This is a genomic window from Mesorhizobium sp. LCM 4577, assembly GCF_001854795.2.
Classification (GTDB): domain Bacteria; phylum Pseudomonadota; class Alphaproteobacteria; order Rhizobiales; family Rhizobiaceae; genus Mesorhizobium; species Mesorhizobium plurifarium.
Window position 1 is genome coordinate 30,128 of record NZ_MDDU01000021.1, and the last position, 13,325, is coordinate 43,452.

Annotated in this window: 15 protein-coding genes; 3 read left to right on the forward strand and 12 right to left on the reverse strand. The window is 63.2% G+C overall.

What is annotated here, in order from left to right:
* Positions 1-65 precede the first annotated feature (65 nt).
* Positions 66-1,166 carry a mandelate racemase/muconate lactonizing enzyme family protein gene (locus tag LCM4577_RS20860; RefSeq protein ID WP_071073209.1) on the forward strand — a complete coding sequence of 367 codons (1,101 nt, stop codon included), beginning with the start codon at positions 66-68 and terminating at the stop codon, positions 1,164-1,166.
* 65 nt (positions 1,167-1,231) lie between these two features.
* On the opposite strand, the gene LCM4577_RS20865 is transcribed toward LCM4577_RS20860, so the two are convergent.
* Complete coding sequence (locus tag LCM4577_RS20865) at positions 1,232-1,792, reverse strand: EF-hand domain-containing protein (protein WP_071073243.1); 561 nt, start codon at positions 1,790-1,792, stop codon at positions 1,232-1,234.
* A gap of 238 nt (positions 1,793-2,030) precedes the next feature.
* Here LCM4577_RS20865 and LCM4577_RS20870 point away from each other — a divergent pair, with 238 nt between their 5' ends.
* Complete coding sequence (locus LCM4577_RS20870) at positions 2,031-2,597, forward strand: DUF488 family protein (RefSeq protein ID WP_071033791.1); 567 nt, start codon at positions 2,031-2,033, stop codon at positions 2,595-2,597.
* Positions 2,598-2,643: 46 nt separating this feature from the next.
* Here LCM4577_RS20870 and LCM4577_RS20875 read toward each other — a convergent pair whose 3' ends face one another.
* Positions 2,644-2,883 (reverse strand): hypothetical protein, encoded by a 240-nt coding sequence (locus LCM4577_RS20875; RefSeq protein ID WP_198540267.1) that lies wholly within the window; start codon positions 2,881-2,883, stop codon positions 2,644-2,646.
* 276 nt (positions 2,884-3,159) lie between these two features.
* Here LCM4577_RS20875 and LCM4577_RS20880 point away from each other — a divergent pair, with 276 nt between their 5' ends.
* Positions 3,160-3,669 carry a ferritin-like domain-containing protein gene (locus LCM4577_RS20880; RefSeq protein WP_071073213.1) on the forward strand — a complete coding sequence of 170 codons (510 nt, stop codon included), beginning with the start codon at positions 3,160-3,162 and terminating at the stop codon, positions 3,667-3,669.
* Between the two features lie 178 nt (positions 3,670-3,847).
* Here the strand turns inward: LCM4577_RS20880 and LCM4577_RS20885 are convergent, their stop codons facing one another.
* From LCM4577_RS20885 to LCM4577_RS20930, 10 genes are all read right to left on the reverse strand, one after another.
* Positions 3,848-4,264, reverse strand: coding sequence for a cytochrome c family protein (locus LCM4577_RS20885; RefSeq protein WP_071073215.1), 417 nt, complete (start codon positions 4,262-4,264; stop codon positions 3,848-3,850).
* A complete protein-coding gene (locus LCM4577_RS20890) occupies positions 4,245-5,123 on the reverse strand; it encodes a cytochrome c oxidase assembly protein (RefSeq protein ID WP_071073217.1) in 879 nt (292 codons plus the stop codon). Before LCM4577_RS20890 ends, LCM4577_RS20885 begins: the two co-directional genes overlap by 20 nt.
* Entirely contained in the window at positions 5,120-5,461 is a 342-nt protein-coding gene (locus LCM4577_RS20895) for a hypothetical protein (protein ID WP_071033782.1), read from the reverse strand. The genes LCM4577_RS20890 and LCM4577_RS20895 overlap by 4 nt, the downstream gene beginning before the upstream one ends.
* A 1-nt stretch (position 5,462) precedes the next feature.
* Entirely contained in the window at positions 5,463-6,068 is a 606-nt protein-coding gene (locus tag LCM4577_RS20900) for a cytochrome c oxidase subunit 3 (protein WP_040983553.1), read from the reverse strand.
* Entirely contained in the window at positions 6,065-8,041 is a 1,977-nt protein-coding gene (ctaD, locus tag LCM4577_RS20905) for a cytochrome c oxidase subunit I (protein ID WP_083354799.1), read from the reverse strand. The genes LCM4577_RS20900 and ctaD overlap by 4 nt, the downstream gene beginning before the upstream one ends.
* On the reverse strand, positions 8,038-9,051 hold the full coding sequence (gene coxB, locus LCM4577_RS20910) for a cytochrome c oxidase subunit II (protein WP_071073219.1): 1,014 nt from the start codon (positions 9,049-9,051) through the stop codon (positions 8,038-8,040). The genes ctaD and coxB overlap by 4 nt, the downstream gene beginning before the upstream one ends.
* Positions 9,048-9,581, reverse strand: a complete 534-nt coding sequence (locus LCM4577_RS20915; protein ID WP_041011666.1) for a c-type cytochrome — start codon at positions 9,579-9,581, stop codon at positions 9,048-9,050. The genes coxB and LCM4577_RS20915 overlap by 4 nt, the downstream gene beginning before the upstream one ends.
* A complete protein-coding gene (locus tag LCM4577_RS20920) occupies positions 9,578-10,447 on the reverse strand; it encodes a substrate-binding domain-containing protein (protein ID WP_083354800.1) in 870 nt (289 codons plus the stop codon). The genes LCM4577_RS20915 and LCM4577_RS20920 overlap by 4 nt, the downstream gene beginning before the upstream one ends.
* The gene (locus tag LCM4577_RS20925; protein WP_274535008.1) at positions 10,428-12,206 is read right to left on the reverse strand and encodes a methanol/ethanol family PQQ-dependent dehydrogenase; all 1,779 of its coding nucleotides are present in this window, start codon (positions 12,204-12,206) and stop codon (positions 10,428-10,430) included. Before LCM4577_RS20925 ends, LCM4577_RS20920 begins: the two co-directional genes overlap by 20 nt.
* Positions 12,207-12,301: 95 nt before the next feature.
* Positions 12,302-13,084 (reverse strand): heme-binding protein, encoded by a 783-nt coding sequence (locus tag LCM4577_RS20930; RefSeq protein ID WP_040983562.1) that lies wholly within the window; start codon positions 13,082-13,084, stop codon positions 12,302-12,304.
* Positions 13,085-13,325: the final 241 nt, after the last annotated feature.

A 13,325-nucleotide genomic window follows, 5' to 3' on the forward strand; every position in this document is an offset into this window, starting at 1 on the left:
TGCGATCTGCTCGTCTGAGTGCAATTATGGTATGACGAAAAATAGATCGAGGGACGAGCCTCGCAATGGGCGATACAATAATCACGGATGTGAGGGTTCGGCTTTTCCGCGTGCCGCTGCGTGAGGTGATGACCGACGCCAAGCATGGTGCTCACACGCATTTCGAACTCGTGACAGCGACCATTAGGCTGGCGGACGGCAGCGAAGGAACTGGCTACACTTACACTGGCGGCAAAGGGGGGCACGCGATCGCGGCCATGATGGTGCACGATCTGGCGCCCTTCCTGAAAGGACGAGACGCGACCGGGATCGAGGCGCTCTATGACGGGATGTTATGGCACATCCATTATGTCGGGCGCGGGGGCATCGCGTCCTTTGCGATTTCTGCGCTCGACATAGCGCTCTGGGATCTAAGGGGCCGGCGCATCGGCCGGCCGCTCTGGGAAATGGCCGGCGGAGCCGGCAAAACAGCCAAGGCATATCGCGGCGGCATCGATCTGAACTTCTCGCTCGATCAGTTGCAAGCGAGCATCGACTCCTATCTTGCCGCAGGGTTCAACGCCGTGAAGATCAAGGTTGGCAAAGATGATCTCTCCGAGGATGTCGCCCGCGTAAAGGCCATCCGCGAGCGCATTGGGCCACATACCCCCTTCATGGTGGACGCCAATTATGCGCTCGACATTGATAGGGCGATCGAGGCGGCGAAAGCATTCGCGCCTTACGATCTGCTGTGGTTCGAGGAGCCTATCATACCGGATGATTACCGGGGCTACGCAGCCATTGCCGAGGCAACCGGCATGCCGCTGGCCATGGGCGAGAACTTGCATGTCGTCGAGGAGTTCGAGCATGCCTTCGCTTGGTCGAAGCTGTCCTACATCCAGCCCGACGCGTCGAACTGCGGCGGCATCACAGGTTGGTTGCGGGTGGCCGAGCTTTCCCGCAAGGCCGGAATTCCGGTGTGCAGCCACGGCATGCAGGAGTTGCATGTCAGTTTGGTCGCGGGTCAACCAAACGCTGGTTGGGTAGAGGCTCACAGCTTCGATATCGACCTGTACACCACTCATCCGCTCAGGTTGCAGGATGGGTTGGCAGTCGCCCCGGACGAACCAGGCATTGGAGTCAGCTTTGATTGGCGTAAGCTGCTTCCTTTTGAGGAGAAGGTCTAGTCCAGAGAATGCGCTCAGCGGGCACAGCGATATCGGCGCATGGCCTTGCCCCAACTTCTGATGCGTCAATGCATGTCTTCGCCGCCAGAGCCGTGCAAGAAGGACTGGATCTCATCCATGTCGATCTTCCCGTCGCCATTCTGGTCAATTGCAGAGAAGATGCGCCCGACGGCGTCCTGAACCTCGTTCTCAGACAATGATCCGTCGCCATTCGTGTCCAAAAACGCGAACATCAGTCGCATTCCGGCGCCGCGCATCATCATGCGCGGGCCATGGTGCCCAGCCATCCTGTGCTCGCCGGACGGGCCGCCATAACGGTCTTTATTCCAGGGAGCGCCATGATGATCAGCATCGTCCTGGGCGTTGTCATACTCTTCTCGACGATTGTTGGCCAAGCCGGAGCCTCGATCCTGCTGCATCCTCTCTTGGATCGCCTGGTCAATCATCTGGCGGATCATTTCACGTGTTGGACCGCCTGCTTGCCCGTTCACATCCGGCAACTGCCCGGCGCCAGGCTGTTCGGTCGCAGGCGTCGGCGCAGGGCTTCCGCTCGTCTGGGCGAGAGAAGGGAGAGTCGCGAATATGAAAACGGCGGCCGCAGTCGCCGCGCAGTGGGGGAATTTCATGGCATGCTCCATTTGATTGGACGTGGTCTGCCTCAAGTTGCCCAAACGGGAGGCCTCTTGGATTGTTCCGGCCCGCGTTGTGCGTCACGATGAAGTGACTCGAGCCGACTTTTTCGACCGGAATAACTTCCGCCGCCGCGCGATAATCTGGAGATGCTCCGCATTCGGCCAGCTCAGCGCTGGTGCAGAGACACCCTGGATTACTTGGAACAATGAAGCGGCTGCCACGTCGTGTGGAATGCATTCTCATCGGTCGACCAGCCACTCGCCCACACCTTTCTTCACCGTCGGGCATTCGAACCGCACCCTCGAGGAATTCATCGATATTCTTCAGCAAGGGCAGATCGGCATCGTCGTCGACGTGAGGCGTCTGCCCGGATCCCGCGCCTACCCGCAGTTCGGCAGCGAACGCCTGGCAGCTTCACTCGCGGAGGCGCAGATCGGCTATGAAATTGTGGCGCCGCTCGGCGGGCGGCGCGGCAAGGTGGACGGGGTGCCGCCCGAAACGAATGGCGCTTGGAGAAACCGAAGCTTCCACAATTACGCGGACTACGCGCTGTCGGCACAATTTCGAGGCGGACTCCATCGCCTGCTCGCGCTGCGGCCGCGTCGCTGCGCGATAATGTGCTCGGAGGCGGTCTGGTGGCGATGCCACCGCCGGATCATCGTGGATTATCTTCTCGCACATGGCGAACAGGTTTTTCACCTCATGGGCAACGGCCGGATCGAGAAGGCTGAACCGACACTTGGTGCGGTGCTTCGAGACGACGGGTCAGTGATCTACCCGTCGGGGGCCGCGAGCTGAAAAAAGGCAAAGGCCGAGGCAATAATGGATTCCATGCGCGAGCGGCTTATCCGCCTACGCCGATCCAGGCGGGTGCGTGATCGCTGGGCTTTTCCCGCCCACGGGTCTCGACATCGACGCCTGCAGCTTGGATCGTCTGCGCAAGTAATGGCCTTATAAGCAAGTGATCCATGCGCAGGCCTGAGCTTCGGTCGTAGCCGCCGCGATAGGAAAAGTTCCAGTAGGTGTATATGCCTTTGCCGAGGAGGATCCGTCGCATCGCCTCCACCCAGCCTAGGTTCAGCATGCGAGCGTAGACGTTCCTGCTTTCCGGGAAGAAGACCGTCGCCCAACCAACGCGGAGGCACTCGCGTTGCTTTGCCGAGCCGTAGTCATCGAGCGAGGGAACGCTCGCCGACAAAGTGAGCGGTGTTGTCAAAGCCGCGACCGACAGGACCGAGGCGCCAGAAGCTCTCCGTTTCGGATCCGGCCTCGTCGCGGAAATCGCAACCGGATCTCACATTCAAGGAACAACTCACGTCACAAGCGGTTCGGGCGGTGTCAAACCGATGGAGACGCTGAAATGGCTGAATCGCGCGAATGGCTTATCCAATGGTTGAGGGACGCTCACGCAATGGAGGAACAGGCCGAGACCATGCTGTCGGGCCAACTGAGCCGGATAGACAGCTATCCGGAACTCAGCGAGCGAATTCGCAGCCATCTGGAAGAAACGAAGGAGCAGGCGAGGCGGCTGAAGACCTGCCTGGATGGCCTGGATGAGGGGTCGTCCATGTTGAAGGACGCAGGCGGCAAGCTGACCGCCACGGCGCAGTCGATCAGCGGTGTGTTCGCTGGCGACGAGGTCATGAAAGGCTCGCTCGCGAGCTACACGTTCGAACATATGGAAATCGCGTCCTATACGATCCTCATCGCCGCGGCCAATGCGGCCGGCGAGTCCGAGATTGCCCGCGTGTGCGAAGAGAACCTGCGCGAAGAGGAAGCGATGGCCGAGTGGCTGGAGAGCAACCTGCCGCAGGTCACCCAGACCTTCCTGACGCGCGCGGAGGCGGACAGCGACAGCGCCAAGCGCTGACGTAGATATCGATTAGAGCGGGTCGCCGTTCACGCGGCGAACCGCCTTATCTTCGGGGCATTCTGAGGGGACGCCTGTGTTTCTTGGTTCCTCAAACGAGCGGCCCGATGGTCGCGTCTGCTTTTTCATCATGGCACCGAAGCGCCCTTGGACGCGGCTTGCGATCTCGCTTTGCTTACTATCTCAATGCGTAGAGATAGGCCGCGATATCGCGCGCCTGCTGCTCCGTGATCCTCGTCGACGGCATGGCGGTGTGCGGATTGATTTCCCTTGCCGAACGGATCCAGCGGATCAGGTTCTCCGGATTGTTCGCCAGCACGCCCCCGATATAGACGCGACCGGCGAGGCTGCCGTCGAGGCGCGGCCCGACCTGGCCCTGCGCCCCGGGCACGCCAGGAATCGTGTGGCAGCCGGAACAGCCATTGGCGGTCATGATCGGAACGGCGCGAGCGCCCACGCCGCCGGTCGCCACATCCGACTCGTGCCGAACGCGCTCACGCCGGTCAATCCACAAGCCCGCCGCCGCGATTGCGATGGCTAGCAGCACGACACCGACGATCACGCCGCTGAGCAGCTTAGCCAGGTCGGAGCGCATGCGCCGCCTCCCTCGTTCCGCTGTTGCTTATCCAAAGGCCGGCGAGGAGCAGGGCGGCTCCGCCGTAGATCAGCCCGGCCGGCACCCACATGACCAGCCCCGCCAGTTGCTGGTCCTCGAGCGGGCTAAGCCCCCACAGCGCGGCGCCGGAGGCATTTTCCGGGTACCAGAGTCTTGGCGAGACCAGCAGCAGGACGCCGAGCAAGCCGGTGTGCAGCGAGGTGAAGAACAGATGCATGACGGAAATGCCATAGGACTGCTGGTGCCCGGAGCGGGGCAGAAGCACCCACCAGAACAGCAAGCCGGTGCCGAGGAAGCTCGCATGCTGGGCATAATGCAGCGCGCCCTGCTGCAGCGCTGCGTCGAACAGCACCGGAATATGCCACATCCAGATCGCTATTCCATGAAGGATCGTCGCGCTGAGCGGGCGAGCGGCGAAGGTCCAGAGCGCCTGCAGCATCTTGCCGTGGGTGAGCTTTCCCGTCCGTCGGCGAACCGTAGCGGGCAATGCCCACATCAACGCCGCGCCGGGGCAGGCGGCGACAAGAAGCGGGGCCGCCACGGCCATCAGCAGCTCGTGCTCGATCATGTGGGCAGAAAACACCCGCTCGCCGAGCGCATGGATCGGGCTGACCAGCGCTCCCGTCAACACACCCCAGCCCGCCGCGAACAACAGAGCGTGTCGCAACCGCTCAGGGCGACCTCGGCTGCTGCGACGCCATAGACGGCTCGCGCCGACCGCATAGACAAACGCAATGGCTGCCAGGGGGAGCGTGATAGGAAACGCCAACGTCCATCCGGCCTCCGGCGCACCGGCCCCGTAGCAGATCGAGGTCGAGAAGAAGGCGTCGAAGCTCATCGCAGGCACTCGTCGAGGATGAGCGCGGCGCTACCCTGCATGATGATGACGAGGGCAAACAGCGGTGCCGCGAGCATGCCCAGATCGGCGACGAAACGCTCGGTATTGCGCGTGCGCTCGGGCTTGAAGGCGGCACCGCCTTGCCGCTTGGCCCGCCATGATAGCGCGCCGCCCAGCAGAGAAAATACGGCCAGCAACAGCGCCAACGGGAGCACCACCTGCAGCTGGCGATTGCATTGCCAATGCACGAGCGAATAATTCAGCTGCGTCGAGATTGCCCAGGCCAGTGGCCCCGACAACAAACCACCCCAGGACATGCCCAGCCGCAGCGCGCGCATCTCAGCCTAACCTCGGTAGCCAGTAGATGAGCAGGTAGATCGGAATCCAGGTGAGGACCACGAAATCCCAGTAGAAAACATTGTCGCCGACATCGCCGAACCGCCGGCCGCTATAGCCATGGTGTGTAAACATCAGCACCATCAGAACGATTGTGTCGCCGACATCGGTGATCAGATGCGTGGTGTGGAGACCGAGCAGCACCCAGAGCATCGAGCCGTAGGCGTTCGTATCCCAGTAGATGTTCAGCGCCGGAAACTCGAACCAGCGCACGATCAGCGGCGCTAAGCCGAGCAGCGACATCACCACCATGCCGATCCGCACGGGCCGCATGGCGCATTGCTTGGCGTAGCCGTTGAGGATGTGGTTGGGCACCAGACTGACGATGAGAAGCAGCGTCACGATCGTTCCCGGCCAATGGTTTGGCTGCGGAGCGCTTAGCCGCCAGTTGGGCCACAAGGTCGCGAGATAGAGGTAAGCGCCGGCGGCGAGCGCAAAGCCCGTGCCTTCCAGCGCCATGAAGCCGAGCGTGCCCCACCAGGTCGGGCTGCGCGGGCCATGTCCAAAGGTCGGGAGCGCGGAAAGATCCAAGGCAGGACGCTGGTTCATTCCTCGTCCTCCGGATCTCCCTTGGGCCAGAACCAGCCGATCAGCGTGACGGCGATCGGCGCGGCGCCCCAGACGATCGCCCAGGGCGTGAAGATCGAGTAGAGGAAGGTGCCGCCGACGGCGATCGCCGCCAGCAGCGGCCAGATCGACGGCGTCGCCGATTTCTCGCGGATGTCGGGATGGGCTTCCGCCACCGTCGAGATCAGCAGCTCGCGTACGTCGGCGCGAAGCCCGGTCGCCACGGGAAGCGCCTGGGGTTCGGCCCAAAGCGGCTCGACATTCGTCACGACCGGAATGCGCGCGAAATTATAGCTGGGCGGCGGCGAGGAGGTCGCCCATTCAAGCGTGCCGGCATCCCAGGGATTGTCGCCCGCGGGCGCGCCCTTTAGCGCGCCGTGGATCAGATTGAAGGCAAACAGCACGAAGCTCAGGAAAAAGAGCACCGCGCCGGCGGTGATGAAAAGATTGATGTTCCCCCAGCCGAGCTCGGCCGGATAGGTATAGACCCGGCGCGGCATGCCCCACAGGCCGACGATGTGCATGGGGAAGAAAGCCGCGTTGAAGCCGATCAGGGCGAGCCAGAAATGCCAGCGCCCGAGGCGCTCGCTCATCATGCGACCGGTGATTTTGGGGAACCAGAAATAAGCCGCGCCAAGCAGCGGAAAGACCGCGCCGCCGATCAGCACGTAGTGGAAGTGAGCGACGACGAAATACGTGTCGTGCACCTGCAGGTCGAGCGGCACCGAGGCCAGCATGACCCCGGTGAGGCCGCCGATCACGAAGATGAAGAAGAAGCCGAAGACGAACAGCAGCGGCGTGCGGATCACCGGCCTGCCGTCCCAGAGAGTCGCCAGCCAGCAGAAGATCTGAACGCCGTTGGGGATGGCGATCATCATGCTGGACGCTGTGAAGAAGCTGGCGCCGAGCTTCGGCAGCCCGGTCGCGAACATGTGGTGAACCCAGAGGCCGAACGACAGGAAACCGACGGCGATCAACGAAAGGACCAGACCGAGATGGCCGAACACCGGGCGCCGGGCGAAGGCCGGGATGATGGCGGAGACCATGCCCGTTGCCGGCAGGAAGATGATGTAGACTTCGGGATGGCCGAAGAACCAGAACAGGTGCTGGAACAGCAGTGCGTCGCCGCCTTCGGCCGGGTTGAAGATGTGCGTGCCGACGAGCCGGTCGAGGATCAGGAAGGTCGAGGTGATCATCACGGCCGGCATGGCGAAGACGACGACGAAGGACGTGACCAGCAGCGACCAGACGTAGAGCGGGATCTTGTCGAGCGACATGCCGGGCGCACGCTGCTTGAATATGGTGACGATGGTCGCGACGGCGACCGCGAGCGAGGACACCTCGGTATAGGTGATCATCTGCGCCCAGACATCGGCGCGCTTGCCGGGCCCGTATTCCGGCCCGGACAGCGGCACATAAGCGAACCAGCCGACATCCGGCGCCATCGAGAGGGCGAAGGACACCCAGGCGAAGAGGCCTCCCGAGACATAGACCCAATAGCTGAAGGCGTTGAGGCGGGGGAAGGCGATGTTGCGGGTGCCGACCATCAACGGCACCAGGTAGATGCCGGTCGCCTGGACGATGGGCACGGCGAACAGGAACATCATGGTGACGCCATGCATCGTGAAGAGCTGGTTGTAGAGATCCGGGCCGATCAGGCCGCGGCGCGGGCCCGAGAGCTGGATGCGCATGACCACGGCATTGAGGCCACCCAGACACAGAAAGAGGAAGGCGGTGATCAGGTAGCGGCGTGCGATGACCTTGTGATCGACGCTCGACAGCGCCCCGATGATGCCGGGAGGCGTACGCCACGTCCGCGCCAGCCAGCGATGCAGGGTTGCATCATCCATGCCGGTGTCGCGCGGTCCGTCGCGTTCGGGTGCGATATCACCTTTGCCGGACGCCTGGTGCTCCTGCGGCAGATCGCGTTCGCTGGTAAGATCCGCGCTGCTCATTTCAGCCCCTCGAGATAGGCGACGATGGCGTTGAGTTCGTCGCCGCTGAGATCGACCACCGGCATATGCGAGCCGGGCTTCACGCCCTGCGGGTCGGCTATCCAGGCAGCGAGATTGCCGCGGCTCATCGTCAATGTTCCGGCCGCGAGCGTCTGCCTGCTGGCAACATGGGTGAGATCGGGCGCGACGGTTCCGCCCGCGGGCGTGCCGCCGATCTTGTGACACATCACGCAGGGCCGTTTCAGGAAGAGATCCTCGCCGGTCTTGGCCTCGTCGCTTGTGGGCGCGGCGGCCGGCTGCAGCTGGTCGTTCCACCAGGCGTCGAATTCTGCGCGCGGCTCGGCGATGATGAAGGTGCCCATGTTGGCATGCTGCGCCCCGCAAAACTCGGCGCATTGGCCCCGGTAGACGCCGGGCTTGTCGGCCTTGATGTCGAGCACATTCATATGGCCGGGGATCAAGTCGAGCTTGCCGGACAGGCTCGGGACCCAGAAGGAGTGGATCACATCCGTGGAGGTGAGAAGAAGCCGCACCGGCTCGCCGGCGGGAATGTGAATCTCGTTCGCCGTGGTGAGGATGCGGCTCGGCGTGGCATCCTCGTAGCGCACTTCCCACCACCATTGGTGACCCGTGACGCGAATGGTCAGCGCGGCGTCCGAGCCGATCGCCGCAAGCGTCCTGTTGGCGAAGAAGCTGAGCAAGGTGAGCCCGATCAGGATCACGGCGGTCAGACCGACGGCGGTCATCACCACGCGCAGCTTGCGATTGTCCGCACCGGCGTCGAGCGCAAGCGGCCCGGCACGTTGCCGCGAGCGCATCATCAACGGCACGGCAAGGGCGGCCATCACCAGCACCCACACCACTGCGCACAGGCCGGTGAAGAACCAGATCAGCCATGCCAACTCGCCTGCTGCCGGGCCCTTCGGGTCGAGAGCCGATTGCCAGCCCGCGCAGCCCTGAAGAAACAGGGCGATTGCCGTGGCGAACGCAATCGAGGCCAAGCGTTTCACGGCGACTTCCCCAGCGTGGCGGCATCCGGCATGCGGTTTTCCGAGGGGTGCGCCATCATGTCGTCATTGCGCGACGGCGCAGCGGAGGAGGGCGCGTTGCCGCTCAGCGAGCGAACAAAGGCCGCAAGCTCCCAGATCTGGTCGTCCGGGATCTTGTCGCGGAAGCTAGGCATGCCGTTCGGGCGGCCGTCGCGGATGGTTGCATGGATGCTTTCCATCGAGCTGCCATAGATCCACTTTGCGTCCATCAGAGCCGGGCCCATGCCGCCACCGCCATTGGCATGACACCCCGAGCAGTTGAACCAGCCGAACAGGCGCTTGCCTTCGCTCAGATGAAAGGCATTGGCCTCGAAGCTCGCCGCCTTATTGTCCGTCGGGGAGGGCCGCTGTCCGCCGGGCTCCAAAGTGGTCACCGGCGTCGGCTGTTCGCCGGAGCCGAGCGCCGATTGCGGGCGCGTGTCCCGCTCCTCGCGCTGGCATGCCGCCAGCGCTAAAACCGCAACGAGAAGCACGGCGACCATGGGCCTCATCGCATCAGGCCCCCGGCCATGTCGAGACGCGGCACGCCATATTGCGCCAGAATCGCGTCGATCTCGGACTTGTGCCTGGCGAGAGCGCTGTTCACATCGCTGCGGAGCGCATCGTCCTCGCGCCGAAGGCCCATCGAGATGTCGTACATCAGCGGCAATTGCGGCCCGTCGATGCGAGGTGTGACCGGCGTGATCCTGAGCGGCACCTTCTGCTTCTGGGCGAAATAGCCGGCGAGCGGGCCCCAGACCACCGCGAGATCGATCTCGCCGCTCGCCACCGCTTCGACGATACGTGCCGGCGGATTGGGAGCGGAGTAGTCGCCATAGACCGGGTAGCCGATAAGATGCCCGACGATGCCGCGGCGCCCAAGCGCCTGGACAGGAGGCGAGTTGGCGCCGTCGTCCCCGATGAGCTGAACGCCGATGCGCAAGCCGCGCAACCTCGGGTCGTTGAAGGAAGTCACGTCGGGACTGTCCTGGCGCGTCACGAAGACATAGGAGGACCGGTAATAGGGCCTGGTGGTGCGCAGCATTTCGAGGTTGGTCGGCGTGCCGGGCACGAGGTCGCAAAGTCCCGCCTTCAGCGTGTTGCGTACGAAACCGCGGCGCTGCGCCCACCAGGTGTAGGTCAGCTCGGCGCCGAGATCGTCGGCAATGATTTGCGCGATCTTGTTCTCGAAGCCCTGGCCAGCCGCGTTGGAAAAGGGCAGATTGTTCGGGTCGGCGCAGACCCTAAGCTCACGAGCGCCGGCGGTCGCCGGCAAGAGCAGCAAGGCAAGCGCGGTGATGCCGAGCGCGACCCGCGGGAACAGCTTCCGTGCCGCGCTGTGAATCAAGCCGAACACATCAGGGCAGACGGAACACATAGAGCGTGCCTCCCGCCGTGGTCGCGTTTTTCAGGTCCTTCATCGCATTGACGAAACCGAGCGCGGCGGTGGCATCGCGCGGGTCGAGGTCGCCCGAAACGATGGCGCCGGCCCAGCCGCCGACGCCGGACAAAACGGCGACATATTGGTGGCCGTCAGGGCCGCGATAGGTGATGGGTTGGCCTATGATGCCGGACGAGGTCTTGAACTGCCAAAGCAGCTCGCCGGTCTTGGCGCTCACCGCCTTGAACCAGCCTTCCATAGTTCCATAGAAGACTACGTCGCCGGCGGTCGCGACGGCGCCGCTCCACACCGGGAAATTCTCCTTGAGGCTCCAGGCAGGCTTTTCGGCGGCGATATCCCAGGCGGTGAAGGCGCCGCGATTGCCGCCCGGGCCAGGGATCATTCGCACGTTCATCCCCACATAGGGCGTGCCGGCGATATAGTTCACCTCGACGCCTTCTTCGTCCATGCACAGATTGTTGTGCGGGATGTAGAGCAACCCGGTCTTTGGCGAGAAGGCGGAAGGCTGCCAGTCCTTGAGGCCCGAGGCGGTGGGGCAGATGTCGCGGATGACCTTGCCGGTGCCGGTCAGCTTGTCCGGGTTTTCGATCAGGCGGCCGGTCTTGAGATCGACGCCCTTGCTGGAATTGACGGGGCCATAAGGTTTCGCGGACAGAACCTCCCCCGTGGTCCGGTCGAGGATGTAAAGGTAACCGTTGCGCTCGGGGCGGACCAGCACCTTGCGCGGCTTGCCCTGCCAGTTCAGGTCCAGCAGGACCTGCTCGTTGATACCGTCATAATCGTGCAGGTCGTGCGGGCTCCATTGATAAAACCACTTCGCCGCCCCAGTGTCGGCGTCGCGCGCAAAGATTCCGGATGTCCATTTGTTGTCGCCAGGCCGCAGATCCGGATTCCAGGGCCCTGGATTTCCGGTGCCGTGGAAGATCAGGTTGAGGTCCGGATCGTAGGAAATCCAGCCCCACATGTTGCCGCCGCCGATCTTCCAAGCTTCGGGCGGCCATGTCGTGACGCCGAGGTCCTTGCCCTTGTCCATGTCGTAATGCGGCTTGAAGTCGGGCCCGATCAGCACGTCTTTGTCGGGCCCGGTATTGTAAGCCGTCCACACGACATGACCGTCGCCGGCGTCGAGCGCCTTGACCCAACCGCGAACGCCCATCTCGCCGCCGGAATTGCCGACCAGCACTTTGCCCTTCACCACAAGCGGCGCCATGGTGATGGTCTCGCCGATATTGATATTGCCGATATGGGCGTTCCAGATCGGCTGCCCGCTGTTCGCATCGAGCGCGATGGTGTGGCCGTCGAGCGTGTTGAAGAAGAGGCGCCCGTCCGCAAAGGCCGCGCCGCGGTTGACGACGTCACAACAAGCAACGCCTTGCGCGGCGGGTTCAGGATTGGGCTCGTATTTCCATTTCATCGGCGCGCCGGGTTTGGAAAGGTCGAGCGCGTAGACGATGTTGGGGAACGGCGTCACGATGTACATGGTGGTGCCGACGACCAGCGGTGCGGCTTCCTGCCCCTTGTTCACTCCGGTCGAAAAGGTGAAGGCGACCTGCAGGTTCTTGACGTTGCCTTCGTTGATTTCCGCGAGCTCACTGTAACGGGTCGAGGCGTAGTTCTTGGCCGGCATTCTCCATTGCCCGTCATCGGGTGGCGCGGCCGCGGCGGGCGGAGAGATCGCGGGCGCAAGCGGAGCTTCCGAAGCGGCTGTCGGCAAGGGGGCGCACACCAACAGCATCGCTGCAAGAACACCCACGAAATGTTTTCGGGACGCCGCTGGGCTATCGACGCGTGCCAAGTCACTGCAGGATGCTGCAGCTTGCATTGCTCGCTTCATTTTGGCGCCGCGCCTCCGACTCCCGCGCCGAGTTCCGCCGCAATGTCTGCCTCGTGCCCGGCACAAAGCGGGTGACCCCAGCCGGAGGCGCTCTTTCCGCCGGGATCGAGATCATAGATGATGGCATCTTTGCGGTTGGGATTGACGCCAGCTGGAACCTTGTCGAGGCCGAGGGCTGCCCGAACTCGCCAGGCGACGTTATGATCGGCGCAGGAGGAATCTCCACTCACGCCGAGCGCCCCGACGATTGTTTTGCCGTCGTACAGGGCCAAGCCTCCGCCGAACACGACGACGCCTCCGATCGGCTTGCCGATCAGCGGGTCGTTGGCGCTTCCAAACGTCTTGGGATCGCCCGCGTAAGCCGCTGCCTGGTTAACGGGGTTGGTGGCCTGCAGGCCAAATAGCGGACCGCCCGGCTGGACGCCGGCATAGAGATTCGCAGTCGAAAGCGCCATGGTCGCAAGACTGAGCCCATTGGCGGTGTTGGCTTTCTCGGCCGCGATCAGCCGGCTACCGGGCCACTGCGCATCAACCGTGGGGCCACTGAAGGCAACGGCACAGACGGTGCCGTCGCGAGCGACCAGTGCCGCCCATTCATTGGTTTCGAAGCCGCCATTCGCCGGACCGCCGCTCGCCTTCACATTTGCCTTTACGGCCGAGAGCAGCTTGTCGTGATCGGCTGGACAGGGGGCTTGGGCGCCAGCCGCGTTCTGATGCGTCAAGCCAACCGCCAAGACCAGAAGGCCCAAAGCTAGCAACGAAGACCGACGATGAGCCATGATCCGGAAACGTTTGTTGATGTTACCAAACTGCCAATCGGCTGCTTTGTTCCTCCTTCGTGAAAGCTTCGTAGCCAATCAACTCCGCTGTTCAGAAGGGCGACCGAGCAGCGGATTCAGTTTGGATCGCCCGCTGTATCGCACGCATCGGCGACAGATCGGATCATGGCGTTCGCGGGCCCGACCGTGTTGGCAACGGAGGCTGCCTTGCAAGGATGATCCAGACCTGTTTGAGAGGTGA

Bases quoted from the DNA above. Each gene is read 5' to 3' on its own strand.
- LCM4577_RS20860 (WP_071073209.1), top strand. From the start codon at position 66: ATGGGCGATACAATAATCACGGATGTGAGGGTTCGGCTTTTCCGCGTG.
- LCM4577_RS20865 (WP_071073243.1), bottom strand. From the start codon at position 1,792: ATGAAATTCCCCCACTGCGCGGCGACTGCGGCCGCCGTTTTCATATTC.
- LCM4577_RS20870 (WP_071033791.1), top strand. From the start codon at position 2,031: ATGCATTCTCATCGGTCGACCAGCCACTCGCCCACACCTTTCTTCACC.
- LCM4577_RS20875 (WP_198540267.1), bottom strand. From the start codon at position 2,883: ATGCTGAACCTAGGCTGGGTGGAGGCGATGCGACGGATCCTCCTCGGC.
- LCM4577_RS20880 (WP_071073213.1), top strand. From the start codon at position 3,160: ATGGCTGAATCGCGCGAATGGCTTATCCAATGGTTGAGGGACGCTCAC.
- LCM4577_RS20885 (WP_071073215.1), bottom strand. From the start codon at position 4,264: ATGCGCTCCGACCTGGCTAAGCTGCTCAGCGGCGTGATCGTCGGTGTC.
- LCM4577_RS20890 (WP_071073217.1), bottom strand. From the start codon at position 5,123: ATGAGCTTCGACGCCTTCTTCTCGACCTCGATCTGCTACGGGGCCGGT.
- LCM4577_RS20895 (WP_071033782.1), bottom strand. From the start codon at position 5,461: ATGCGCGCGCTGCGGCTGGGCATGTCCTGGGGTGGTTTGTTGTCGGGG.
- LCM4577_RS20900 (WP_040983553.1), bottom strand. From the start codon at position 6,068: ATGAACCAGCGTCCTGCCTTGGATCTTTCCGCGCTCCCGACCTTTGGA.
- ctaD (WP_083354799.1), bottom strand. From the start codon at position 8,041: ATGAGCAGCGCGGATCTTACCAGCGAACGCGATCTGCCGCAGGAGCAC.
- LCM4577_RS20915 (WP_041011666.1), bottom strand. From the start codon at position 9,581: ATGAGGCCCATGGTCGCCGTGCTTCTCGTTGCGGTTTTAGCGCTGGCG.
- LCM4577_RS20920 (WP_083354800.1), bottom strand. From the start codon at position 10,447: ATGTGTTCCGTCTGCCCTGATGTGTTCGGCTTGATTCACAGCGCGGCA.
- LCM4577_RS20925 (WP_274535008.1), bottom strand. From the start codon at position 12,206: ATGCTGTTGGTGTGCGCCCCCTTGCCGACAGCCGCTTCGGAAGCTCCG.
- LCM4577_RS20930 (WP_040983562.1), bottom strand. From the start codon at position 13,084: ATGGCTCATCGTCGGTCTTCGTTGCTAGCTTTGGGCCTTCTGGTCTTG.